Source organism: Kineococcus rhizosphaerae (assembly GCF_003002055.1).
GTDB classification, from domain to species: Bacteria; Actinomycetota; Actinomycetes; order Actinomycetales; family Kineococcaceae; genus Kineococcus; species Kineococcus rhizosphaerae.
On record NZ_PVZF01000010.1, the window covers coordinates 1 to 23,814 of the forward strand.

General features: G+C 73.4%; 19 protein-coding genes. 4 read left to right on the top strand and 15 right to left on the bottom strand.

All coding sequences use genetic code 11. The features are described 5' to 3' along the window. Positions 1 to 469 precede the first annotated feature (469 nt). Positions 470 to 1,735, bottom strand: a complete 1,266-nt coding sequence (locus CLV37_RS18460) for a CpaE/TadZ family protein (protein ID WP_106213165.1) — start codon at positions 1,733 to 1,735, stop codon at positions 470 to 472. Further along, positions 1,732 to 2,391, bottom strand: coding sequence for a hypothetical protein (locus CLV37_RS18465; protein WP_146149481.1), 660 nt, complete (start codon positions 2,389 to 2,391; stop codon positions 1,732 to 1,734). Before CLV37_RS18465 ends, CLV37_RS18460 begins: the two co-directional genes overlap by 4 nt. A gap of 271 nt (positions 2,392 to 2,662) precedes the next feature. On the opposite strand from CLV37_RS18465, the gene CLV37_RS18470 reads away from it, so the two are divergent. Next, positions 2,663 to 2,884 carry a helix-turn-helix transcriptional regulator gene (locus CLV37_RS18470; protein WP_106213169.1) on the top strand — a complete coding sequence of 74 codons (222 nt, stop codon included), beginning with the start codon at positions 2,663 to 2,665 and terminating at the stop codon, positions 2,882 to 2,884. Positions 2,885 to 2,893: 9 nt separating this feature from the next. On the opposite strand, the gene CLV37_RS18475 is transcribed toward CLV37_RS18470, so the two are convergent. Then, positions 2,894 to 3,400, bottom strand: coding sequence for a hypothetical protein (locus tag CLV37_RS18475; RefSeq protein ID WP_106213171.1), 507 nt, complete (start codon positions 3,398 to 3,400; stop codon positions 2,894 to 2,896). Between the two features lie 160 nt (positions 3,401 to 3,560). Here CLV37_RS18475 and CLV37_RS18480 point away from each other — a divergent pair, with 160 nt between their 5' ends. Then, positions 3,561 to 4,127 (top strand): LysM peptidoglycan-binding domain-containing protein, encoded by a 567-nt coding sequence (locus tag CLV37_RS18480; RefSeq protein ID WP_146149482.1) that lies wholly within the window; start codon positions 3,561 to 3,563, stop codon positions 4,125 to 4,127. Between the two features lie 41 nt (positions 4,128 to 4,168). Then, positions 4,169 to 4,660 carry an Rv3235 family protein gene (locus CLV37_RS18485; RefSeq protein WP_106213175.1) on the top strand — a complete coding sequence of 164 codons (492 nt, stop codon included), beginning with the start codon at positions 4,169 to 4,171 and terminating at the stop codon, positions 4,658 to 4,660. Positions 4,661 to 4,866: 206 nt separating this feature from the next. On the opposite strand, the gene secA is transcribed toward CLV37_RS18485, so the two are convergent. The 9 genes from secA to chvE form a co-directional block, all read right to left on the bottom strand. Continuing rightward, positions 4,867 to 7,554, bottom strand: coding sequence for a preprotein translocase subunit SecA (gene secA, locus CLV37_RS18490; RefSeq protein ID WP_106213177.1), 2,688 nt, complete (start codon positions 7,552 to 7,554; stop codon positions 4,867 to 4,869). A gap of 68 nt (positions 7,555 to 7,622) precedes the next feature. Further along, positions 7,623 to 10,190: a putative bifunctional diguanylate cyclase/phosphodiesterase gene (locus CLV37_RS18495; protein WP_106213179.1), complete on the bottom strand. Its 2,568-nt coding sequence runs from the start codon at positions 10,188 to 10,190 to the stop codon at positions 7,623 to 7,625. A gap of 38 nt (positions 10,191 to 10,228) precedes the next feature. Further along, entirely contained in the window at positions 10,229 to 11,452 is a 1,224-nt protein-coding gene (locus tag CLV37_RS18500; RefSeq protein WP_170127358.1) for a winged helix-turn-helix domain-containing protein, read from the bottom strand. Positions 11,453 to 11,570: 118 nt separating this feature from the next. Continuing rightward, complete coding sequence (locus CLV37_RS18505; RefSeq protein ID WP_106213181.1) at positions 11,571 to 12,242, bottom strand: response regulator; 672 nt, start codon at positions 12,240 to 12,242, stop codon at positions 11,571 to 11,573. 137 nt (positions 12,243 to 12,379) lie between these two features. Continuing rightward, the gene (hpf, locus tag CLV37_RS18510) at positions 12,380 to 13,147 is read right to left on the bottom strand and encodes a ribosome hibernation-promoting factor, HPF/YfiA family (protein WP_106213183.1); all 768 of its coding nucleotides are present in this window, start codon (positions 13,145 to 13,147) and stop codon (positions 12,380 to 12,382) included. Positions 13,148 to 13,414: 267 nt separating this feature from the next. Next, positions 13,415 to 14,074, bottom strand: a complete 660-nt coding sequence (locus CLV37_RS18515) for a ComF family protein (protein ID WP_106213185.1) — start codon at positions 14,072 to 14,074, stop codon at positions 13,415 to 13,417. Between the two features lie 121 nt (positions 14,075 to 14,195). Continuing rightward, on the bottom strand, positions 14,196 to 15,419 hold the full coding sequence (gene mmsB / locus CLV37_RS18520) for a multiple monosaccharide ABC transporter permease (RefSeq protein ID WP_106213187.1): 1,224 nt from the start codon (positions 15,417 to 15,419) through the stop codon (positions 14,196 to 14,198). Continuing rightward, positions 15,416 to 17,056, bottom strand: a complete 1,641-nt coding sequence (mmsA, locus tag CLV37_RS18525; protein WP_106213189.1) for a multiple monosaccharide ABC transporter ATP-binding protein — start codon at positions 17,054 to 17,056, stop codon at positions 15,416 to 15,418. The genes mmsB and mmsA overlap by 4 nt, the downstream gene beginning before the upstream one ends. Positions 17,057 to 17,147: 91 nt before the next feature. Then, positions 17,148 to 18,296, bottom strand: coding sequence for a multiple monosaccharide ABC transporter substrate-binding protein (chvE, locus tag CLV37_RS18530; RefSeq protein ID WP_106213482.1), 1,149 nt, complete (start codon positions 18,294 to 18,296; stop codon positions 17,148 to 17,150). A 350-nt stretch (positions 18,297 to 18,646) separates the two neighbouring features. Here chvE and CLV37_RS18535 point away from each other — a divergent pair, with 350 nt between their 5' ends. Continuing rightward, positions 18,647 to 19,705, top strand: a complete 1,059-nt coding sequence (locus CLV37_RS18535) for a LacI family DNA-binding transcriptional regulator (protein WP_106213191.1) — start codon at positions 18,647 to 18,649, stop codon at positions 19,703 to 19,705. Here CLV37_RS18535 and CLV37_RS18540 read toward each other — a convergent pair. Genes CLV37_RS18540 through mtrA form a run of 3 tightly spaced genes read right to left on the bottom strand, consistent with a single transcriptional unit; the run spans position 19,693 to position 23,793 of the window. Next, a complete protein-coding gene (locus CLV37_RS18540) occupies positions 19,693 to 21,471 on the bottom strand; it encodes an LpqB family beta-propeller domain-containing protein (protein ID WP_106213193.1) in 1,779 nt (592 codons plus the stop codon). The two genes, CLV37_RS18535 and CLV37_RS18540, sit on opposite strands and share 13 nt — an antisense overlap. After that, positions 21,468 to 23,069 carry an MtrAB system histidine kinase MtrB gene (gene mtrB, locus CLV37_RS18545; RefSeq protein WP_106213195.1) on the bottom strand — a complete coding sequence of 534 codons (1,602 nt, stop codon included), beginning with the start codon at positions 23,067 to 23,069 and terminating at the stop codon, positions 21,468 to 21,470. Before mtrB ends, CLV37_RS18540 begins: the two co-directional genes overlap by 4 nt. 46 nt (positions 23,070 to 23,115) lie before the next feature. Then, positions 23,116 to 23,793 carry an MtrAB system response regulator MtrA gene (gene mtrA / locus CLV37_RS18550; RefSeq protein WP_106213484.1) on the bottom strand — a complete coding sequence of 226 codons (678 nt, stop codon included), beginning with the start codon at positions 23,791 to 23,793 and terminating at the stop codon, positions 23,116 to 23,118. Positions 23,794 to 23,814 lie beyond the last annotated feature (21 nt).

Below are 23,814 nucleotides of genomic sequence, written 5' to 3' on the forward strand. Positions count from 1 at the left end.
CGTTCGTCCTGAGCCAGGATCAAACTCTCCGTCGAAAAACCTCGATCGCCGACCACCGAAGCAGCCAAGCAACCTAGATCAATTCACTTCATAGTCGACCCTTGGACTCGAAACTCCACCCCCCACTGGCGTGAAAGAGGTGAAGGTCAATCCCAAAGGAATCCCCGATCCCCACCCACATAGGAGTGAAGACCATTGGGGGTTAATGCTATGGCATCAACATTTATCTAGCGCACTGTTGAGTTCTCAAGAACCGGACGCACGACTGTCCGCCGCTTTCACGGCTTCTCGTCTGCGGACTTCATCCAGCTTACCGAACTCCTTGGCCCGGTCAGGACACTCAGTGTTCATCGGCGGGACCGGCGCGCGGTTGAGCGCTTCGCTCCGAGATGTTCCTGAGTGATCCACCCTCGTGCGGGAACCGGCCGGTCTCCCGTCCGTTCCTCCCCGCTGGGGTGTGACAACTACGTTAACTGCGGGCCAGCAGCGGGTCAAATCCGGAGATCAGGTCCCCGTGCTCGGCGGGCAGGGGCGCGTCGACCAGGGTCTCCAGGCGGGCCGCCAGGTCCCGGAGAGTCCTGCGCAGCACGCTGCGCCCCGCGTGCTCGACGAGGGTCCGCCCGGCGAGCAGGGCCGAGTCCGCCACCTCGTCGTGCGGGACGGTGACCACGTCCTCGATGCCGGCGCTGCGACGCAGCAGAGCGGTGATGCGCCGGACCGGTGACGAGCCGACCGCGCTCACCCGCACGCGGTTCACCACGGGCAGCACGACCGCGTCCGGAGCCAGTTCGGGCAGTCGTCCCCAGGCCCGCACCAGCCGTTGCAGACCGACGGGATCCGCGGACCCCACGACCACCACGAGGTCGGCGGCCTCGAGCACGGTCGCGAGCAGCGCGTCCCGTCCCGACTCCGCGGCGAGGTCGTCGCACCCGCCCGGCAGGTCGACGACCGTCCAGTCGTGCCCCGCACCGGCGAGCTCCAGCAGCCGGCGCAGCGCAGCCGGCCGCACCTCACCCCACCGCGACGGGTCCGCAGACCCCGACAGCACCGAGAGGTTCGCGTCGACACGGGTGGCGCGGCGGGTCAGAGCGGCCGCGTCGAGGCGCCCGTCCGCCGCGGCACGCACGGCGGCGAGCAGGGACGGCGCCTCGTCGAGCAGGCCCAGCAGCTGGGCCACGGACGCGCCGCGGGTGTCGGCGTCCACGAGCAGGACGCGCTGTCCCGTGTCGGCGAGCTCGGCGGCGAGGTTGGTCGCCAGCGTCGTGCGCCCCGTGGAGCCGTGCGGGCCCCACACCGCCACGACCCGTCCGGTGCCCGGCCAGGTCTGCGCCTCCGCAGTTCCCGGACGGTCCTGCGCGGGCTCCTCCACCTCGTCGCCGACCGTCAGAGCCACCTCGCGCGCGAGGTCGACGGGGGGCCGCTCCTCGGAGGCGAAACGCGTCACCCCGAGCGCCCGCCACCGCCGTTCGTGCTGCTCACCGCCCGGTCCGGCCGGCAGGAGCACCAGCACGCCGACGCGGGCCCGCCTCAGGGCATCGACCGTGTCGCTGTCGCAGCCGGGCAGGTCGGCGCCGAGCACGACGGCCCGCACGAGCCCCGCACCGCACACGGCGAGCACGTCCGCGACGTCGGCGCACCGCCGGACCACGACCAGCTCCCGGCGCAACGGCTCCCAGGCCGCCACGAGCCGGGACTCGACGGGCCCGGGGACGGAGACCGCGACCGGCAGCGTCACGAGCGGTCCCCCGCCCCCGGGACGGGCACGAGCACCAGGTCGTCGTCCTGGGAGAGCGCCCGCAGCACGGTGGGGAGGGCACCCTCGGGGATCAGCACCTGGACGTCGGCCCCGCTCCTGGACGCCAGCGCTCCCCCGCCGTCGACGACCGAGGTGACCTCCGCGGCCTCCACCAGACGTCGCGGTTCCCCGGCCTCGGAGGACGTCGACGCCGAGGACGAGATGGAGGTCGAGGTCGGCGTGGAGGTCGCCGACGGGACCACCCAGACGTCGACGAGCGCGGCCTCGACCACGCCCCGGGGGACGTTGCCGGCGAGGGGGATCGTGACCGGTCGCGAGGTCAGGTCCCCGACACGGCCCAGCGACCCGACGGGCAGCAGCTCACCGGTGCCCAGGCCGCGCAGCGCCACGGTTCCAGCGACCGGGTCCGTGCTCGCGGGCACGTAGCCCGACAGCGTCGACGGGTCGAGGTGCACCTGCACCACCCGCAGGTCGGCCTGCGTGATCGGCGCGCCGGCCCCGACGGGGTGCGCGAGCGCCCAGACACCGGTGGTGTCGCGGGCCCGGCCCACGACGCTCGCCCCCACGACGACGCTGACGAGGATCAGCAGCAGTCCGAGCAGCAGCCGCGGGTCCCGCCAGGACGGGGCGCTCACCCGGCGCGTCCCCGGGGTCGCTCCCGCGACGTCCCGCCCGTGCACCGGTCGTACCGCTGTCCGCACCCGTCCCCCGCTCGTCCGGCCGCGTCCCGCGACGCGGGCCAGCGACCATGGTGGAGGTCGTCGCGCCCCGGGGGGCGAGGTTGTCCACAGCCCACCCGATCGGCTCAGACGCCACCGGGTGGTGCCGTGACAGGATGCGGACACCGTCGGGCCCAGCCTCGACCCGTGCGGCCCGCCCCACCCCCGAAGGCCAGGAGGATCCACCGTGGCACCCCGATTCCTCCCCCTCGCGGACGTCGCCGAGACGCTGTCGATCTCGGCGGCGCAGGCCTACGCCCTGGTCCGCACGGGTGAGCTGCGCGCCATCAAGGTGGGCGGCCGGGGGCAGTGGCGCGTGGAGGACTCCGAGCTGGAGGACTACATCCAGCGCATGTACGCCCAGACCCGGGAGATCGTGCACGCCGGCGAGGACGACCCCCGCGGCTGAGACCGGGGTTCAGGCGGGTCCGCGGACCGTCAGGACCGCCCCGAAGGGCAGCACCAGCACCTCCTGATCGACCTCGACGTCGAAGTGGTCGGCCCCGACCCGGGTGATCGCACCCGTCACGACGCCCGTGGAGGTGCGCACCCGCACCCGTTCCCCGGTCAGGGCACGCACGGCCATCAGGAACGTCCGGCGCGACCCGACCACCCCCAGGGGCGCCGCGCTGCGCGCGGGCACCCCGCGCGCGCTGACGACGGCGTCCTCACGCACGAGCACCTGCCGCGTGCCCTCCTCCTCGAGCAGGAACCAGCCGGGACCGGCTGAGCGGACCCGCCCCGCGGCCGTCGACCCGTCGCGCAGGGCGAACGACACCGCACCCTGCGCCGCGCGCACCCGGTCCGCGAGGGGGACCGTCGCCTGTTCCCGACGCACCCGGTCGGCGACCTCCGCCGCGACGTCCAGGCGGTGGTCGTGGTCGACCTGGGCCTCCAGGTCATCGAACAGGTCGTCCCAGCGCACGTTCCCACGCTAGGGGTCACGCGCGCTGACCGTGCGTCAGTCGATGCCCTCCGAACGGGCGCAAGATCCCCCACAAGCTGGTCTCACGCACAGCCGCTGGATAGACATGCGCCGTCAAACAACACCAAACGACATCAGAACCACTCCAGGAGGTCCAACAGTGAGCATCCGATCGTGGATGAACGCGCTCGGGTTCACCTCCTCCGACCCGGCGGACGTGGTGGTCGCCGTGTGCGCCGTCGCAGCGGTCCTCGTCCTCGGCTGGCTCACCCTCGCGGTCGTCGTGGCGTTCGTCGACGAGCTGCGGGTCCGGCGCTCGCCGCGGCGCGACGTGCGCCTCACGCCGGGAGTCCCGGTCGTGGTCCGACGCGTCGTCGCGCTCGTCGTCGGGCTGCTGCTCGGCTCGGCGGCCCTGTCGGCCAACGCCGCCGAACGGGGCGCGGCCACCGGGCTGCCGGAGCTGGGCTGGGCCACCGCCGCACCGGCCGCGAGCGCGCCCGTCGAACCGGGGTGGAGCGCCAGCGCGCCGCCCTCGCCGCAGGGTCCGCAGGACCACGTCGTCCGACGCGGCGAGAGCCTGTGGTCCATCGCCGAGCGCCGGTGCGGGCCCGGAGCCCCACCCGCCCGCGTGCTGACCGAGCAGGAGCGGATCTACGCCGCCAACGCCGCCGTCGTCGGTGACGACCCCGACCTGCTCCGCCCCGGCGCCGTCCTGCACCTGCCCTGACGCACCTCGTCCCACCGCCACCCGATCCAGGAGAACCGCACGTGTCCAGCCCCGCCGCCCGCCTGCCCGTCTACCTCGACGACGAGGACGTCTTCGGTCCCGAAGGTCCCGTGCTCACCCACCTGAGCCCCGACCAGGGGGTCCTCGACCTGGGCCTGCGCGACCAGCGGCTGCTGCCGCCGGCCGAGCTGCCGGAGGTGAGCGGGTGGACGCGCCGCTACCTCGTCACCCTCCTGGAGGTCCTCACCGGTCACCGCCCGCCCCAGCAGCTGCTGCGCTGGTCCAGCGCCGACATCTACGCGGGCGTCCAGCGACGAGCGGCGCTGCAGGCGCGCTTGCGCAGCCGCTCCGGCCCGGGCGCGCGGGCCGCGCAGGTCGGCACGTTGCGGGTGTCGTTCCCCGGCGAGGGGATCGCGGAGATCGGCGCGGTGCTTCGGGACACCGACCGGGTGCGGGCGGCGGCGCTGCGCGTCGAGCGCTGCACCGACCGCTCCGGGGAGCGCTGGCGCGTCACCGCCCTCGAACTGGGGTGAGCCCCTGCGCAGCAGGGAGGGGGGCCGTCCGTGCTCTGCGGGTCGCCGACGAGTGGAGCAGGGATGAGGGCCGTCCGTGCCCTGCGGGTCGCCGCACGACGAACGCCCCGACAGGGCCTGGTGAGACAGGCGCCGACCGGGGCGTTCGTCGTGCGGTGGCCCGCAGGGGACGGACCCGGAGGCCCGACCCCTGCGCAGCCGAAGAGTCAGTCCTCGCGCTGGGTGCGTTCGGCGGCGCGACGCTGGGCGCGGTTGCCCGTGGCGGCCTCGGTCGCCGACGCGTCACCCGCGTGGACCTCGACGTCGCCCTCGGCGGTCGGGGCCGTGTACTGCAGCTGCTGACGGACCGGCGGGGCCCCGAAGCCCGGTGTCGCCCCGGCCACACCGGCCTGGGCCGCGGGCTGGACCTGCAGGGAGAAGAGGTACCCGACCGACTCCTCCTTGATCGCGTCGGTCATGGCGCCGAACAGCTGGTAGCCCTCGCGCTGGTACTCCACGAGCGGGTCGCGCTGGGCCATGGCCCGCAGGCCGATGCCTTCTTGCAGGTAGTCCATCTCGTAGAGGTGCTCGCGCCACTTGCGGTCCAGGACCGACAGGACGACGCGGCGTTCGAGGTCGCGCACGACGCTCTCGCCCAGCTCGGCCTCACGGGCGTCGTAGCAGGCCTGCGCGTCGCCGCGCAGTTCCTCGAGCAGGCGCTCGACGGTGAGGTTGCCGCGGCCGCCGGCGGCCTCGACGACCTCGTCCGGGGTGATCGAGACCGGGTAGAGGCTGCGCAGGGCCGTGAACAGCTCCTCGAGGTCCCAGTCCTCGCCGAAGCCGCGGGCCGTGGCCTCGGTGACGTACGCCGTCACGACGTCGTCGATGAAGTGCCGGATCTGGACGTGCAGGTCCTCGCCCTCGAGCACCTTGCGGCGCTCGTCGTAGATGACCGCGCGCTGGCGGTTGAGGACGTCGTCGTACTTCAGGACGTTCTTGCGGATCTCGAAGTTGCGGCCCTCGACCTGGCCCTGGGCGCTCTGGATGGCGCGCGAGACCATCTTGGACTCGATGGGGACGTCCTCGGGGATGCCCGTGCGGGTGAGGAAGCTCTCCACCAGGGCGGCGTTGAACAGGCGCATGAGGTCGTCGGTCAGCGACAGGTAGAACCGGGACTCCCCCGGGTCGCCCTGGCGGCCGGAGCGACCGCGCAGCTGGTTGTCGATGCGGCGCGACTCGTGCCGCTCGGTGCCCAGGACGTACAGCCCGCCGAGGTCGCGGACCTCGTCGTGCTCGGCCTTGACGGAGGCGTTGGCCTGCTCGAGGACCTCGGGCCAGGCGGCCTCGTACGCCTCGGGCGCCTCGTCGGGGTCCAGGCCCTTGTCCTTCATGGCGGCGACGGCGAGGAACTCCGCGTTGCCGCCGAGCATGATGTCGGTGCCGCGGCCGGCCATGTTCGTGGCGACGGTGACGGCGCCCTTGCGACCGGCCTGCGCGACGATGGACGCCTCGTGCTCGTGGTGCTTGGCGTTCAGGACGGTGTGCTCGACGCCGGCCTTGGTGAGCAGGTTGGAGAGGTACTCGCTCTTCTCGACGCTGGTGGTGCCGACCAGCACCGGCTGGCCGGTGGCGTGGTGCTCGGCGATGTCCTCGACCACGGCGGCGAACTTGGCCTGCTCGTTCTTGTAGACGAGGTCGGGCTGGTCGATGCGCACGGCGGGGCGGTTCGTCGGGATCGGGACGACGCCCAGCTTGTACGTCTGGTGGAACTCGGCGGCCTCGGTCATGGCCGTCCCGGTCATCCCGCCGAGCTTGTCGTACATGCGGAAGAAGTTCTGCAGCGTGATCGTCGCGAGGGTCTGGTTCTCGTTCTGGATCGGCACGCCCTCCTTGGCCTCGATGGCCTGGTGCATGCCCTCGTTGTAGCGCCGGCCGGCGAGGATGCGGCCGGTGTGCTCGTCGACGATGAGGACCTCGTCGTTGGGCGACACGACGTAGTCCTTGTCGCGCTTGAACAGCTCCTTGGCCTTCACGGCGTTGTTGAGGAACCCGATGAGCGGGGTGTTCACGCTCTCGTAGAGGTTGTCGATGCCGAGCAGGTCCTCGACCTTCTCGATGCCGGCCTCGAGGATGCCGATGGTGCGCTTCTTCTCGTCGACCTCGTAGTCGACGTCGACCTTGAGGCGGCGGACGATCTTGGCGAACTCGGTGTACCACTTGGTCGGCGCGTCGGAGGGGCCGGAGATGATCAGCGGCGTGCGGGCCTCGTCGATGAGGATCGAGTCGACCTCGTCGATGATCGCGAAGTGGTGGCCGCGCTGGACCATCTCCGAGACGCTCCACGCCATGTTGTCGCGCAGGTAGTCGAAGCCGAACTCGTTGTTGGTGCCGTAGGTGATGTCGGCCGCGTACGCCTCGCGCCGCTCCTCGGGGCGCATCCGGGACAGGATGCAGGCGCTGGACACGCCGAGGAAGCGGAAGACGCGGCCCATGAGGTCGGACTGGTACTCGGCGAGGAAGTCGTTGACGGTGATGACGTGCACGCCCTTGCCCGTGAGGGCGTTGAGGTACGCCGGCAGGGTCGCGACGAGGGTCTTGCCCTCACCGGTGCGCATCTCGGCGATGTTGCCCTGGTGCAGGGCGGCGCCACCCATGAGCTGGACGTCGAAGTGCCGCTGGCCCAGGGTGCGCCGGGCCGCTTCGCGGACGACGGCGAACGCCTCGGGCAGCAGGTCGTCGAGCGTCTCGCCGCCGGCGAGGCGCTCCTTGAAGCGGTCGGTCTCGCCCCGCAGCTCCGCGTCGCTCATCCCCTCGAAGTCGGGTTCGAGGGCGTTGACCTGCTCCGCGATGCGGTGCAGACGCTTGACGACGCGGCCCTCGCCGGCGCGGAGGACCTTTTCGACGATCGCTGGCACGACATCACTCTAGCGGCGCAATCCCGGGCCCGAGACGTGATGGTGACTGTGCGGAGGGCAGCTGTGGCTCAGCGCGACCGGTCGAGCATGCGGCGCAGGTCGTCCGGACGGACGCCGCTGATCGGGACGGGCACCGGCCCCTCGGACCTGCGCCGCGAGGGCACGACGACCGTGCCCTGGGCGGGCACCCCGACCGACCCGAACTCGCGGGCGAACAGCTCGGCCGGACCCGGCGGGACGGCTCCCCCGGCCGGCGCGGACGGCTCGTCGGCGAAGTCCCCCAGCTCGGTGAGCTCGGCGAGGTCGGCGAGCGCCGGGGCCGCGGCCAGCGGCTCGACCGGTCCGAGCTCGCCGGCGGCCAGCTCGGAGCCCAGCTCCGCGACCGAGCGCGGTGCGCCCAGCAGGACGCCCTGGGCGACGGCGCACCCGGCCTCGGTGAGCAGCACGACCTGCTCGGTGCGTTCGACGCCCTCGGCGACGACACCGAGGTCCAGGGCGGCTCCCAGCTCGCACAGGACGCGGACGGCTGCGAGCGCGTCGGCGCCCTCGGGACCGTCGATCTCGGCGATGAGCGTCCGGTCGAGCTTGACGCCGTCGACGGGCAGCTGGCGCAGCGGGGCCAGGGAGTGGTTGACGAGGACGCCGCCCTGACCGGGGTCGAGCGTCGCGAAGTCGTCGAGCAGGATCCGGGCGCCGGTCCCGCGCAGCTTCTTCAGCCGGGCCGCGAGCAGGTCCGGGTCCTCGCCGAGCAGGTCGGCGGGGACGTCCAGGACGAGGGCGGCGGGGTCCAGACCCGCCGCGGACAGGGCCGCGCGCACGTCGTCGGCGGCACCTCGCGTCATGACGTGGGCGGCGGACAGGTTGACCGTGACGGACAGGTCGGGGACCTGCTCGCGCCACGCCGCGGCCTGCGCGCAGGCGGTGCGCAGGACCCAGCGCCACAGGTCCTCCACGGCCGGGGAGCGTTCGGCGCCGGCCAGGAAGGCGCCGGGTTCGAGCAGGCCGCGGGTGCGGTGGCGCCAGCGCAGGAGGGCCTCCGCGCCGACGACCGCCCCGTCGGCGAGGCGCACGATCGGCTGGTAGGCGAGCTCGAACTCGTCCTCGCCCACCGCCCGGCGCAGGTCGTGCTCGAGCTGGCGGCGCAGCTGGTCGGCGTCGTGCATGTCGGCCTCGAAGACGACGACCCCGCCGGGGACGGCGCCGGCGGCGACACCGGGCCCGGCGGCGTGGGACTCGGCCTTGGCCATGTACATGGCGCTGTCGGCGCGGCGCAGCAGCTCGGCGGCGCCCACGCCGTCGGCGGCGATGGCGATGCCGATGCTGGCGCCCACCCGCACGGTCGTGCCGTGGGTCTCGAAGGGCTGGGCGACGTCGGCCTGGACGCGGGCGGCGATGCGCTGGGCGGCGCGCTCGGGTTCGAGGTCGCGCACGAGGAGGGCGAACTCGTCGCCGCCGAGGCGCGCGGCGACGTCGTCGCCGCGCAGGCAGCGCCGCAGGCGGCGGGCGACGCGGGCCAGGACCTCGTCGCCGGCGGCGTGGCCGTGGGTGTCGTTGACCTGCTTGAAGCCGTTCAGGTCGACGAACAGCACGGCGGTGCCCAGGCCGTCGGTCTCGGTGACGCGCAGCGCGACCTCGAGCTGGCGCAGGAGCGTGGCGCGGTTGGGCAGGTTCGTCAGCCCGTCGGTGCTGGCCGCCTCGACGGCGCGGACCGTGTCGGCGTGGCTGAGGGCCATGCTGGCGTGCTCGGCGAAGGCGCGCAGGACGGTCGCCCCGACCGGGTCGAGGGCACCGCTGCCGGAGGTGTCCAGGACGAGGGCGCCGACGCTGCGGCCGTTGATGTGCACGGCGGCCGCGGCCGGGGTGGTCCCGTCGCCGACGGCGACGCCGAAGCCGCCGAGGCTGTTGGCGGCGTCGAGCACGAGGCCGGGGTCGAGGGTGGGCTCGCCGACGGCGGCGACGACGCGCATCCGCATCTGCGAGCGCGGGTCGGCCAGGACGAGCGAGACGGCGCGGTGGTCCATGAGCTCGGAGGAGCTGGCGGCGATCTGGACGAGCAGCTCGGGCAGCGGGCGGCGGCTGGAGACGGCGCGCTGGAACCGCACGGACGTCGTGAGGACCTGCTCGCGCTGGCGCAGGGCCTGCTGGAGCCGGGTGCGCTCGGCGGCGCCGCGGGCGCCCTGCTGACGGTGCCAGCGCTCGCGCTCGCGCCCGTGCCGGCCCAGGACGACGAGCCCCAGCGCACGGGCGACGAGCCGGACGAGGTCGAGGGTGCCCTCGGGGGCCTGGCTGTCCTCAGCGCGGCCGACGACGACGTGGACGCCGGCGAGGCCGGGGACCTCGACGACGCTGGTGCGGACGCGGCCGAGGCCGGGCACGGCGAAGGAACCGCCCCCGTCGCGCACGACGCGCGCGAGGCCGCGTTCGGGCAGGAACCGCTGGCCCAGGCCGACCCCGCCGTGGACGTGGGCGCCCTCGCAGACGGCGACGACGTCGGCGTCGACGAGGTCGGCGACCAGGGCGGCCGCGCCGGCCAGCACGTCGCGCTCGGTGGTGCCCCCGCTCAGCTCGGTCAGGACGTGGTCGAGCAGGCGGCTGGCGTGCCCGACCTGGTCGGGCGAGAGTGCGGCGACGTCCACCCCGTGTGCTTCGGTCGTCGCGCGGGTGGTGTTGAGGATCAGTCGTCCGTTCGGGCGACGGCCGCCGTCAGCTGCGCGGCGAGGTCGCCCCGGGGGGCGACGACCACGTCGTCCAGGCCCAGCCAGCCGGCCGTGGTGCGCAGCTCGGCGGCCAGTTGCTCGGCCGTGCCCGCGGGGGCGCCCGGTTCGGCCCAGGCCGACTCCACGCGCAGGACGCGGGCGTCGCGGTCGGACTTGAGGTCGACCCGGGCGACGATGGCCTCCCCGAGCAGGAACGGGGTGACGTAGTAGCCGTGGACCCGCTTCTCGCGCGGCACGTAGAACTCCAGGCGCACGGTGACCCCGAACACCTCCTCGGTCCGGTCGCGGTGCCACACGAGCGGGTCGAAGGGGCTGAGCAGCGCCCGGGCCCGCACGCGCGGGGCCGGGGTGCCGGGGTACCGGTAGGCGGGCCGGTGGGGGGCCCACCCGCGGACGCGGACGGGTTCGAGCTCGCCGGCCTCGACGAGCTCGGCCAGGGCGCGCCGGGCCGGTTCGGGCTTGAGCCGGAAGTAGTCCCGCAGGCTGGCCCCGGTCGCGACGCCCGTGGCGCGGGCGGCGATGCGGACGAGCTCGCGGACGGCGTCGTCGGCGGACGGCACGGGCAGGTCCCGGACGCCGGCCGGCAGGACGCGCTCGGTGAGGTCGTAGCGGCGCTCGAACTGCGGGGTGCGGCCGGCGGCGGACAACCGCCCGGCGAAGAAGAGGTGCTCGCAGGCCGTCTTGACGTCCGACCAGTTCCAGCCCCAGTGGTCCTTGCGGCGCAGGGCGTCCGGGGCCAGCGCCGCCTCGAGCTCGCGCGCGGTGACGGGCCCGGTGGCGGCGACGAACTCCTCCACGGCCTCGAGCAGGTCGGGACGGTCGGCGGCGATGGCGCGGACGCTGCCCCACGCGTCGTGCGCGGCGCGCTCCATCCGCCAGCGCAGCAGCCGGTGGGTCGTGGGCGCGACGTAGCTGGCCTCGTGGGCCCAGTACTCGACCAGACCGCGCGGGGCGCGGTGCGCGGCGCGGTCGACCAGGGCCGTGTCGTAGGGCCCGAGCCGGGAGAAGAAGGGCAGGTAGTGGCTGCGGCACAGCACGTTGACGCTGTCGATCTGGACGACGCCGAGGCGGTCGACGACCTTCGCGACGTGCGCGCGGGTGACCGTGGCGGGCCGGCGGCGGCTGAAGCCCTGCGCGGCCAGGGCGGCCCGGCGGGCGGTGAGGGCGGAGATCTCTTCCACGGTCAGGACGACCCGGTTCGCTCGGTCGCGGCGCTGTCGACGCGTCCTTCCCTCGGGCCCGCGCAGCGACCCCGTCGGCACGTTCTCCCGGTCCAGGCCACGTCGCACCGCTCCTCGCTCACGACAGCTCGACGATCTTCTCCCGCACGGCGTAGACGACGGCCTCCATGCGCGAGTGCAGCTGCAGCTTCTCGAGGATGTTGCGGACGTGGTTCTTGACGGTGTTCTCGCTGATGGACAGGGTCCCGGCGATCTCGCGGTTGGCCATGCCGCGGGCCAGCAGCCGCAGGACCTCCAGCTCGCGGGGGGACAGCCGCGGGGTGCCGGGCAGGCCGAGGTTGCGCTCCTCGTCCCGCCGGCGCATGGCGTTGAACTCCCCGAGCAGCAGACCGGCCATCTTCGGGGTGATGAGCGACTGGCCCGTCATCACCTGGCGGATCGCGTCGGCGACCTCCTCGGCGGGCACGTCCTTGAGCAGGTAGCCGTTGGCGCCGGCGCGGACGGCCCCGAACAGGTCGTCCTCCTCCTCCGAGGAGGTCAGCATGAGGATCTTCGTCGACGGGGCGACGGACTTGATCTGGGCGCACGCGTCGATGCCGGAGCGGTGCGGCATCCAGACGTCCATGAGGACGACGTCGGGCAGCAGCTCCTCGACGCGCTGCACGGCCTCGGCGCCGTCGCCGGCCTCGCCGACGACGTCGATGTCGTCCTCGGTCGACAGGACCATCTGCAGGCCGCGTCGGAACAGCGAGTGGTCGTCGACGACGACGACCCGGATGGCCTCGCTCATGAAGTGCTCCCTGGGGCCGTGGTGCGCGTCCGACCGATCTTGGCACGGACGGCAGCGGGCGCCACCTCCTGAGCGGGAGGTGGCGCCCGTGCGGTGACCCCGGGAGGGCCTCAGAGCGGTGTCAGGTCAGCGCCGGATCAGTGGACACCCGCCCCCAGGACGGCCGTCAGGGCGGCGTCGGTGCTCACCTGGTGACCGTTGGCGGTCGCGGGGGCGTCGGTCTTGACCTCGAGGTGGATGACGCCGTAGTCCCAGCCACGCCGGCGGTAGACGACGCTCGGGGTTCCGCTCGCGGCATCGACGAACAGGTAGAAGTCGTGCCCCACGAGCTCCATCTCGTACAGCGCCTGGTCCAGGGTCATGGGCGTGGCGTCGTGGGTCTTCTCCCGGATGACGACGGGCGAGGCGTCCTCGGCCGAGGGGTCGCGGGGTTCGGCCGTGGGGGGCTTGGAGCCGGCCATGACGGCCGGGGTGGGCACGGCGTCGTGGTCGGGTTCGACCTGCTCGGCCAGCGGGCGTCCGGGGTCGAAGGAGCCGGTGAGGACTTCGTCGGACAGGCCCGCGGTCGCCTGGTGGACGGACGTGGGGCGGTGCCGGCCGTGGTGGACCTTGCGCCGGTCGCGGGCGCGCCGCAACCGTTCGAACAGCTTCGTCGTCGCGAGGTCGAGGGCGGCGTAGGGGTCGTCGGCGCAGGCTTCCGCACGCACCACCGGCCCCTTGTCCCGCACCGTGATCTCGACGCGTTCGGAACTGCTGGCCTGCCGCCGGTTGCTCTCGTGGGAAACCTCGACGTCGATGCGCTGGGCGCGCGGGGCGAGCTGGGTGACCTTCTCCAGCTTGTCCTCGACGTGGCGCCGGAACCTCTCCTTGACGTCGGTGTGCCGTCCGGTGACCACAACTTCCACGGGATGCCTCCCTCGTTCGACTGGCAGCGCCGGCACGTGGGGCCGACCTGCCTCGGACCCTCACCTCGTGCCGCTGGCCACCCCCGCGGGGAGGCCGCGGTGAGCAGGCGGGCAGGGACGGCGCGGGCGGGCGCCCCGGGCACCGGGTCCGACTTCGGACACCGCCGGGGAAGGACCCGCCGTGACACCGTTCCTGGCTGCCATGGGCCAACGCTAGACCCCTGCCGCCCGGGCTGCACAGCCACCGTGTCGTTTCCCCCCGCCGGCTCACGCGACCGTCACCGTCAGCACCCCGCTCACCCGGACGCCCGCGGCGCGCAGGGCGCGGACGGCCTCGCCCGCGGTCGCGGTCGTGGTCACGACGTCGTCGAGGACGACGACGGGGCCCACCGGCGGCGGCCCGACGAGGGCGAAGGCACCGGCCACGTTGGCCCGCCGGCCCGCGGCGTCCAGGTCGGTCTGGTCGCGCACGCGCCGCACCACGCGCAGGCACCGCTCGACCCCCGCGTCACGACCGCGGGCGCGCGAGCGGGAGGCCGTGCGGGCGGCCAGGTCGGCGACGAGGTCGCCGCCGCGGGCGCGGCGGCTGGCGGCGCGCGTGGGCACGGGCACGAGCCGGACGCGCCCGGTGGGGGTGAGGTCGTCCAGGGCGTGGGCCAGGGCCGCGGCCAGGGGTCCGCGGGCCTCGGCGCGGCCGCGTTCCTTGACGGCCAGCAGGACCTGGCGGGCGGGTCCGGCGTGCCGGGCGCAGCCGCGCACGGGCGTGCCGTCGGTCAGCGCCGTGAGCGCCCCGGCGCGCAGGGCGCGCTCGCAGGCCCGGCAGCACACGACGCCCGCCCGCCCGCAGCCGGCGCAGTGCGCGGGCCAGACCAGGTCGGCGGCCGAGGCCCACAGGGACGCCACCGAGGGGGCCGGCAGGGAACGCACGCACCCACCCTGCGGCACGGGGCCGCCAGCCGGTCGGCGCCGTCCACAGGCCGGACGCCGAAGGGCCCGCCCGGAGAACTCCGGACGGGCCCTGCGGGCAGCGGTGAGGTCAGCGGTGAGGTCAGCGGACCCCGGCGCGACGCTTGTTGAAGACGTCGAACGCGACGGCCAGCAGCAGGACCAGGCCCTTGATGACCGACTGCAGGGACTGGTCGACGCCGAGCAGCTGCATCCCGTTGGAGATGACGCCGACGAGCAGACCACCGATCATGGCGCCCTGGATCTTGCCGACACCGCCGGTGACGGCCGCGCCGCCGATGAAGGCCGCGGCGATGGCGTCCAGCTCGAAGCCGTTGCCGGCGCTGGGCTGCGCACCGTTGGAGCGCGAGGAGAAGATGACCCCGGCCACGGCGGCCAGGAAGCCCATGTTGACGAAGATCCAGAAGTTGACCCGGCGCACGTTGACACCGGACAGCTGGGCCGCGGCCAGGTTCCCGCCGATGGCGTACACCTGACGGCCGAACACCGAGGACTTCATGATCGTGGAGTAGGCCAGGATCAGGACGGCCAGGATGATCAGGACGATCGGCAGACCGCGCGAGTGCGCCAGCTGCCAGGCGAAGGCCATGACGACCGCGGCGACGGCGACGATCTTCAGGACGAACAGCGGCATCGCGTCGACGACCTGCTGGTAGCGGACCTTGGCGACGCGGGTGCGGACCTGCTGCACGGCGAAGGCGACGACGGCCAGCGCGGCGATCAGCAGGGTGAAGGCGTCGTACCCGTTGCCGCCGATGAGACCGTTGAGGAACCCGGTCGCGACCTTGCCGTACTGCTCGGGGAACGGCGAGAGGGAGACGTTGCCGAGCGTGAAGAGCGTCAGGCCGCGGAACAGCAGCATGCCGGCCAGGGTGACGATGAACGCGGGGATGCCGACGAAGGCGACCCAGAACCCCTGCCAGACCCCGATGACGATCCCGACCGCGAGGGCAGCCAGGGCGCCGACGTACCAGGGCTGGCCGTTGCCGATGACGAGCTGGGCCGACACGGCCCCCGTCAGCGCGACGACCGACCCGACCGACAGGTCGATGTGCCCGGCGACGATGACGATCAGCATGCCGATCGCCAGGACCAGCACGTAGGAGTACTGCAGGACGATGTTCGTGATGTTCGTCGGGCTCAGCGACAGCCCGTCGGTGAGGATCGCGAACAGCAGCACCACGACGACGAACGCGATGTAGATGCCGCTCTCGCGCAGGTTCTGGGTCATGGCGACGAAGGGGTTCGCGCTGCCGGTGCGGGGCGCCGGCGTCGGCTTGTCCTTGGTCAGCGTGCTGCCGCTCATGCGGTGCGCTCCTGAGGGGTGAGTTCTTCGGCGGGGGTGGTGGTGGGGTGCGGGTTCGGTTCGGTCGTCAGGCTGCGGTCCTTGGTCATGAGGACCATGAGGGACTCCTGCGACGCCTGCTCGATCGGGACCTCACCGGTGATGCGTCCGGCCGACAGCGTGTAGATGCGGTCGCAGATGCCCAGGAGTTCGGGCAGTTCGGAGGAGATGACGATGACGGCCTTGCCGGCGGCGACGAGCCGGTTGATGATCGTGTAGATCTCGTACTTCGCGCCGACGTCGATGCCGCGGGTCGGCTCGTCGAGGATGAGGACCTCGGGATCGGAGTAGATCCACTTCGACAGGACGACCTTCTGCTGGTTGCCGCCGGACAGCTTGCCCGTCAACGCGTTGACGGTGGGAGCCTTGATGTTCATGCTCCGCTTGCTGTCCTCGGCGACCTTGATCTCCTCGTTCGCGTCGACGAAACCGCCGGTCGCGAGCTTGTCGAGGGCGGCGGCCGAGACGTTGCGCTTGATGTCGTCGATGAGGTTCAGGCCGAACCTCTTGCGGTCCTCGGTCGCGTAGGCGAGACCGACCTTGATGGCCTCGCGGACCGAGCGGGCCTGGACGGGCTTGCCGTGCACGTACAACTGCCCGCCGAGGTAGCGGCCGTAGCTGCGGCCGAACACGCTCATGGCGAGTTCGGTGCGGCCGGCGCCCATCAGCCCGGCGATCCCGACGACCTCACCGGCGCGCACGTTCAGCGACGCGTGGTCGACGACGAGGCGGTCCTGAGAGGCGTGCCCGACGGTCCAGTCCTCGATCCGCAGGATCTCCTCGCCCGGGTTCGAGGTGCGCTCGGGGTAGCGGGAGTCCAGGTCGCGGCCGACCATGCCGCGGATGATGCGGTCCTCGGTGACGGCGTCGGCCCGCATGTCGAGGGTCTCGATCGTCCGGCCGTCGCGGATGATCGTCACCGAGTCCGCGATGGCCTCGATCTCGTTGAGCTTGTGGGAGATGATGATGCTCGTCATCCCCTCCTCGCGCAGCTGCCGCAGCAGGTCCAGCAGGTGCGCGGAGTCGTTGTCGTTCAGCGCCGCGGTCGGTTCGTCGAGGATCAGCAGGCGCACGTCCTTGCTGAGCGCCTTGGCGATCTCGACGAGCTGCTGCTTGCCGACGCCGAGCTGGCCGATCGGGGTCGTCGGGTTCTCCGACAGACCCACGCGCGCCAGCAGCTTGGAGGCCTCGCCGTTGGTGCGGTTCCAGTCGATCAGACCGCCGCGGCCCTTGATCTCGTTGCCCAGGAACAGGTTCTCGGCGACGGACAGGTACGGGACGAGGGCGAGCTCCTGGTGGATGATCGCGATGCCGACCTTCTCGGAGTCGGTGATCCCCGAGAACGTCGACAGCTTGCCGTCGAAGTGGATCTCCCCCTCGTAGGTCCCGTGGGGGTACACCCCGGACAGGACCTTCATGAGGGTCGACTTGCCGGCGCCGTTCTCACCGCAGATCGCGTGGACCTCACCGCGGCGCACCGACAGCGACACCTCGGAGAGCGCCTTGACCCCGGGGAAGGTCTTGGTGATGGAACGCATCTCCAGGATGTTCCCGGCCGCGCCGGTCCCGGGATGCGTGGGGTGGGTGTTCTCGGTCATCGGTGAACCGTCGTCCCTCGTTCTGGGTGGGGAGTCTTGACGCCACGGCGCCCCGCCCCGGAGTTCTCCGGGGCGGGGTCCGCGGGCTGGGTCACTTGCCGGCGTCGACCTTGGCCTGGGTGTAGTACCCGGTGTCGACGAGGGCGCTCTTGACGTTGTCCTTCGTCACGACCTGGGACTCCAGGAGGTACGAGGGGACGACCTTGACGCCGTTGTTGTACGACTTGGTGTCGTTCGCCTCGGGCTCCTTGCCCTCGACGATCGCCGAGGCCGCGGTGACGACCTCGTCGGCGAGCTTGCGGGTGTCCTTGAAGATCGTCGAGTACTGCACACCGTCGTTGATGAGCTTGACGGAGGCGATCTCGGCGTCCTGACCGGTGATGACGGGCATCTTGGTGCCCGAGCCGCCGTAGCCGGCGTTCTGCAGGGCGGTGATGATGCCGCGGGAGATGCCGTCGTAGGGGGACAGCACGCCGTCGACCTTCGCACCGCTGTTGTAGGTCGAGGTGAGCAGGTTCTCCATGCGCTTCTGGGCGGTCTCCTGGTCCCAGCGCAGGGTGGCGGCCTTGTCGATCGTGGTCTGGCCGGACTTCACGACGATCTTGCCGGAGTCGATGTACGGCTTGATGGTGTCGTAGGCGCCGTCCCAGAAGAACTTCGCGTTGTTGTCGTCCAGCGAACCGGCGAACAGCTCGACGTTGAAGGGGCCGGCCGCGGTGCCCTCGGAACCGTCGGCGTTCTTCAGCCCGAGCCCGGTCAGCAGCGAGGTGCCCTGCTGCACACCGACCTTGTAGTTGTCGAACGAGACGTAGAAGTCGACGTCCTTGGAACCGCGGATGAGGCGGTCGTAGGAGATGACCTTCACGCCGGCGGACGCGGCGGCGGACAGCTGGCTGGTCAGGGCCGTGCCGTCGATGGCGGCGATGATCAGGAGCTTGTCGCCCTTGGTGATCATCTGGTCGATCTGCTGCGACTGGGTGGGGATGTCGTCGTTCGCGTACTGCAGGTCGACCTTGTAGCCGGCCTTCTCCAGCCCGGCCTTGACGTTGTTCCCGTCGGCGATCCAGCGCTCGGACGTCTTGGTCGGCATCGCGACGCCGACCGTGATGTCCGCGGGCTTGGCCGATTCGCTGCTGCCGGCGCTGGCACCGGTTCCGGAACCGGCACCGCCCCCGCCGCACGCGGCGAGGGTCAGGGCCAGGCCGGCACCGAAGACGGCAAGGGCACTGCGGCGTTTCATCACGGCGGGACTCCTCTGTACCTCGTGAACCCCACGGCGTTCGGGCGCAGTGGGAGCTGGTGGACGCGCCGTGGTGGCGCTGACGTGCCGTGTGGACCGAGCTTCCTCGTCCCGACAGCCACCGGCAGGTCGGTTGGTTGGTCAGGCCATTGTTAACGTTGCCATTCTGAGGCGTCAAGCCAGTCACCCGGATGCACGCAGGTGTCCCGCAGGTGGGTGTGCTCCAGGCCCCGGCGGCCGCGCGCTGGGCTACTCTGCTCCCGCGAGGTCGACGTGCCCCTTCCCTCGCCCAACCCCGTTCCCCGGTCCCTCAGCGGTGAGGACCGGTCCTGCAGAAGGTGGGATGACGCATGTCCGCGGACGAGCACCCCCCGGCCACCGAACGACCCGGTGACGTGCGCGTCCCCGTCCTGGCCGACGTCGCCCTGCTCGCCGGCGTCTCGCAGCAGACCGTCTCGCGCGTCGTGCGCGGCAGCCCGTCGGTGGCGCGGCGCACCCGCGAGCGGGTCGAGGCCGCCATCGCCGAGCTGGGCTACCGCCCCAACGTCGCCGCCCGCACCCTCGTCACCCGCCGTTCGCACCGCATCGGGGTCATCGCCGCCGACGCCTCCCTGTACGGCGCGGCGGTGACCCTGTCCGGGATCCAGCAGGCCTGCCGCGACGCCGGCTACGCCGTCTCCCTCGTCGTGCTCTCCGACCTCGAGGCCGCCAGCATCCAGCGGGCGCTGGAGGAGCTGCGCGCCCAGTACGTCGACGGCGCCATCGCCGTCGTCCCCCAGGACGCCTCGCAGGACGCGCTGCGCGAGGCCGACATCGCCTTCCCCTACGTCCTGGCCCCCGGCCTGGACGGGGCCGGGGCCGCCGACGCCTACTGGGCCGAGGTCGCCGCCGCCCGCGCGGCGACCGACCACCTCCTCGACCTCGGCCACGCCACCGTCCACCACGTCGCCGGCCCCGGGGACTGGGCCGAGTCCCGGGCCCGCTCCACGGGGTGGCGGACCGCGCTGGTCGAACGCCTGCGGTTCGTCCCGCGCCCCGTGCGCGGGGACTGGTCGGCGGCCTCGGGGTACGCGGCCGTCGGCGAGCTGCCGCTGGACTCCGTGACGGCGCTGTTCGTGGCCAACGACCACATGGCCCTCGGCGTGCTGAGCGCCCTGGCGGCCCGCGGGCTGCGCGTGCCCGGCGACGTCTCGGTCGTCGGCTACGACGACGTGCCCGACGCCTCCTTCTACGCCCCCCCGCTCACGACGGTGCACCAGGACTTCGCCGAGATCGGCCGCCGCTGCGTGCAGGTCCTGCTGGGCCGGTTGCACGACCGCGTCGTCGAACCGGGGCCGGTGAGCCCGCGCCTCGTCGTGCGCGACAGCACCGCCGCCCCCGGCACCCTCCTGGCCGTTCAGCCCGGGTAGGCCGGGTCCCGCCCGTCCGCCACGGCGATCCAGTCGGCCCCGCTGCGGACCAGCAGCTTGCCGTCGGCGGTGCCGACGACGACGTCGCGGTCGGTCCAGCCGCCCGCCACCGAGACGCCCCCGGCGACCGGCGGCAACCGCGAACTGCCCCCGGACACCTCGGCCAGGACCGGGAAGGTCTGCCCCGCGCCGTCGCGCGCGAGCAGGACGAACTGGTCGTCCACCAGCCACGCGGCGTCCAGGACGTCCCCGGCGCCCGGCGCCAGGTCGGCGGTGGCCGGCCCCAGCCGCAGGGGCTTGCCGTTGACGTCGCGGACGATGCCGTGGACCCGCACGTGCACCGCGCCCGCGGCGTCGCGGACCACCACGAGCAGCCGGGCACCGTCGCGGGAGACCCGCGCGTCCACCAGCTGCCCCCCGAGCCCGTCGGCGGGGGCGCTCACGGTCGAGGCCGGGGTCTCGGGGGCGGCGACGGGCACCACGACGGGTGACTGCCCGGCGGCGGTCGGCGCGGTCCACACCCAGCCGAAGCGGTCGATCGACGGGCCCACGAGCGGTCCCCGGCCGCTGACCGCCGTCTGCAGCGGCCCTCCCGGCGCCTGCACCCGCACGACCCGCCCCTCGTCGGTGAGCACCGCGTACGCGTCGGCGTCGGGGGCGGCGGCCGGCCGGCTCGCCGGGCCGGTGCTCTCCAGCCCCGGGCCCGTCCCCGCCACGGGCTGCACCTGGCGGCGGTCCCAGCGCGAGAGCCCCTGCGGGCCCAGGACGACGAGGCGGCTGTCGCCGGGCAGCGTCGCGCGGGGCAGGTCGGCGTCCCCCGCACCGGACGCGGCACCCTGGGCGTCGGCCCGGGAGAACTCCGCCCCGTCGACGGTGACGGTCACGTCCGCGACCCCCGGCAGGCTCGTCAGGCTGGCCCGCAGCTGGGCCAGCAGCAGCCGACGCTGCTCCGGGTCGGCCTCCTTGGCGGCGTCGGACAGGTCCACCGTCGCGGTGCCCGAGGCCACCGGCACCGTGCCGACCCGCAGCTGCGTGCCGCGCGGGGCCCCGGAGACGACCCCCGGCGCCAGCCACGGCGAGGCGCCCTCGAGCAGGGCGCGGACGATGCGCGTCGCCGTCGACCGGTCGTCGTAGCCGAACCAGCGCACGTCCCCGACCAGCTGGGGGTCGGGACCCCCCGTCACGAAGTAGACGGGGAAGGGGCGCAGGGTCCGCGAGGCGTCCAGGCTCGTGATCGTGGTGCCGTCCCCGGGGTCGACCACCCGCCACTGCCCGTCCTGCAGGGCCAGCCGCAACTGCCGCGACGTCGTCGTGCCCGGGGGCTGCTCGACGTAGTGGCCCGCGGCGTCGATGACCGCCGTCGTCGTGGCGCTCACGGCGACGACGGCCTCGGTGGCGTTCTGCCTGACCAGGGCCAGGTCGGGGGCGGCGGCCACGACGGTCGTCGAGGCGTCCGCCCGCCACGTCTGCGCGGCCGCCGAGGTCAGGAACTCGCGGGCCACGGCGTGGTCGTCCTGCGAGGACGCGGCCGCCAGCAGGAAACCCCGCACGACGTCGATGGGCACGGCCCCCCGGGTGGGGCCGTCGGGGATGACCTGCAGCAGGCCGATCCGCGGGTCGTCGACCACGCGGGACCCGCTGACGACGTCGCCCGAGCGCGGGACGCCCCCGCACCCGGCGAGCAGGACGACCAGCCCCAGCGCGGCCCACCGCCTCCTCCGCGACCCTCCCCCGGCCGAGGCCCCGCCGCGCCGCTCGTCGCTCACGGCTGCTCCCGGAACGGCGCGGCCGACAGGGCGGCCACCGGTTCGCGCCACCCCAGCGGGACGACGGGCAGGGGCGAGGCGCGCAGGGTCCGCCCCGCCGTGCGGGGCACCGTCAGCACGAAGTGGCAGCCCTGCCCCGGGCGGCCCCACACCTCCAGCCACCCGCCGTGCAACCGGGTGTCCTCCAGCGCGATCGCCAGCCCCAGCCCGCTGCCGCCGGTCGTGCGGGCGCGGGCCGGGTCGGCCCGCCAGAACCGGTCGAAGACGCGCGGCAGCTGGTGCGGGGCCAGCCCCACCCCGTGGTCGCGCACCCCCACCGCGACGGCGTGCTCGTCGCACGCGACGGTGATCTCGATGGGGCGGGCCTCACCGTGCTCGATCGCGTTGCCGACGAGGTTGCGCAGCACCCGCTCGATGCGCCGCGCGTCCACCTCGGCCGTGCACGGGCCGGAGGGTTCGGCGACGTGGACCTGCGACCCCCGGCGCTCGGCGAGGGTGGCGGTGAACTCCACCACGCGGTGCACCAGGGCCCGCACGTCCTGCGGGTCCGGTTCCAGCGCAGCGGCCCCGGCGTCGAACCGGGAGATCTCCAGCAGGTCCGAGAGCAGCGTGTCGAACCGTTCGAGCTGGGTCAGCAGGAGCTCGGCCGACCGCGCCGAGGCCGGGTCGAAACCCTCCCTGGCGTCGTGCAGGACCTCCCCGGCCATCCGGATCGTCGTCAGCGGCGTCCGCAGCTCGTGGGAGACGTCGGAGACGAACCGGCGCTGCAACCGGGACAGCTCCTCCAGCTGCTCGATGTGCTGCTGCATGCCGGCGGCCATCTCGTTGAACGCGCGGGCCAGCCGGGCGAGGTCGTCGGTGCCGCGCACCCGCATGCGTTCGTCGAGGTGCCCGCCCGTCAGCCGCTCCGCGGTCCCGGCGGCCTCGCGGACCGGTTCGACGACCATCCGCGCGACCACCCACGCCACGGCGCCGACGAGGAGCACCAGCGCGATCCCGCCGCCGACGAACGTGGTGCGCACCAGCGAGACCGTCGCCTCCTCGCTGGCCAGGGAGTACACGAAGTACAGCTCGTACTCCCCCGCCCGCGGCAGCGTCACGGTCGAGCCCACCACGAGCGAGGGGGCGCCGGAACCGTCGGACAGGTCGACGATCTGCAGCTGCTGGACGTCGGAACCCACCACCGCCCGGCGCAGCGCCATCGGGATGTCGGCGGCCTCCAGCCCCTCCGAGGCGACGTCCCGCACGACGACCTGCCCGGTGCCGGCGGTGTCGGCCGACCCTGCGGCGCGCAGCAGGACGACCCCGCGCACCCGGTCCGGGCCGGCCCCCTCCAGCGACGACACGACGTCGCCGGCCAGCTGCTCGACCTCCGCCGAGCTCGTCGTCGTCGCCGCGTCGAACTGCTGCTGGGCGGTCTGGGCGCTGCGGGCGGCGTCGGCGAGCGCCACCTTCTGCCGCTCGGCGACCAGGCCGTCGGCGATGCCGTCGAGCAGGAAGGACCCGACGCCGACGACGACGGCCAGGCCCAGCATCGTCGTCAGGACCACGACACGCAGTTGCAGGGAGGCCCGCCAGCGGGCCAGCAGCCGCCTCACGGCGTCCCCCGCTCGCTGCGCGGGGTCGCGGGTGCGGGCGCCTGCACTAGAGGGGCCCGGCGCGGTACCCCACCCCGCGGACCGTGACGACGATCTCGGGGTGCTCGGGGTCGCGTTCGATCTTCGAGCGCAGCCGCTGCACGTGGACGTTCACCAGGCGCGTGTCGGCGGCGTGCCGGTAACCCCACACCTGCTCCAGCAGCAGTTCGCGCGTGAACGCCTGCCACGGCTTGCGGGCCAGGGTGACCAGGAGCTCGAACTCCAGCGGGGTCAGGGGCAGGGACCGGCCGTCGCGGCGCACCGAGTGGCCGGCGACGTCGATCGTCAGGTCGCCGATGCGCAGCGTCTCGGGCGGGCGGTCCCCGGCGGTGCGCAACCGGGCCCGCACGCGCGCGACCAGTTCCTTGGGCTTGAAGGGTTTGACGACGTAGTCGTCGGCGCCGGCCTCCAGGCCCAGGACGACGTCGACGGTGTCGCTCTTGGCCGTCAGCATGACGATCGGGACGCCGGACTCGGCCCGGATCTGGCGGCAGACCTCCATGCCGTCGGTGCCGGGCAGCATCAGGTCGAGCAGCACGACGTCGGGCCGGGTCGCCCGGAAGGCCCCCAGCGCCTCGTCGCCGTTGGCGCAGAAGCGGGTCTCCAACCCCTCCCCCTGCAGCACGATCCCCAGCATCTCGGCGAGCGCGGTGTCGTCGTCCACCACGAGGACGCGTCCCCTCATGGGCTCATCCTGCCCCCCGGG

Bases quoted from the DNA above. Each gene is read 5' to 3' on its own strand.
- CLV37_RS18505 (WP_106213181.1), bottom strand. From the start codon at position 12,242: ATGAGCGAGGCCATCCGGGTCGTCGTCGTCGACGACCACTCGCTGTTC.
- mmsB (WP_106213187.1), bottom strand. From the start codon at position 15,419: ATGAGCGGCAGCACGCTGACCAAGGACAAGCCGACGCCGGCGCCCCGC.
- mmsA (WP_106213189.1), bottom strand. From the start codon at position 17,056: ATGACCGAGAACACCCACCCCACGCATCCCGGGACCGGCGCGGCCGGG.
- chvE (WP_106213482.1), bottom strand. From the start codon at position 18,296: ATGAAACGCCGCAGTGCCCTTGCCGTCTTCGGTGCCGGCCTGGCCCTG.
- CLV37_RS18535 (WP_106213191.1), top strand. From the start codon at position 18,647: ATGTCCGCGGACGAGCACCCCCCGGCCACCGAACGACCCGGTGACGTG.
- mtrA (WP_106213484.1), bottom strand. From the start codon at position 23,793: ATGAGGGGACGCGTCCTCGTGGTGGACGACGACACCGCGCTCGCCGAG.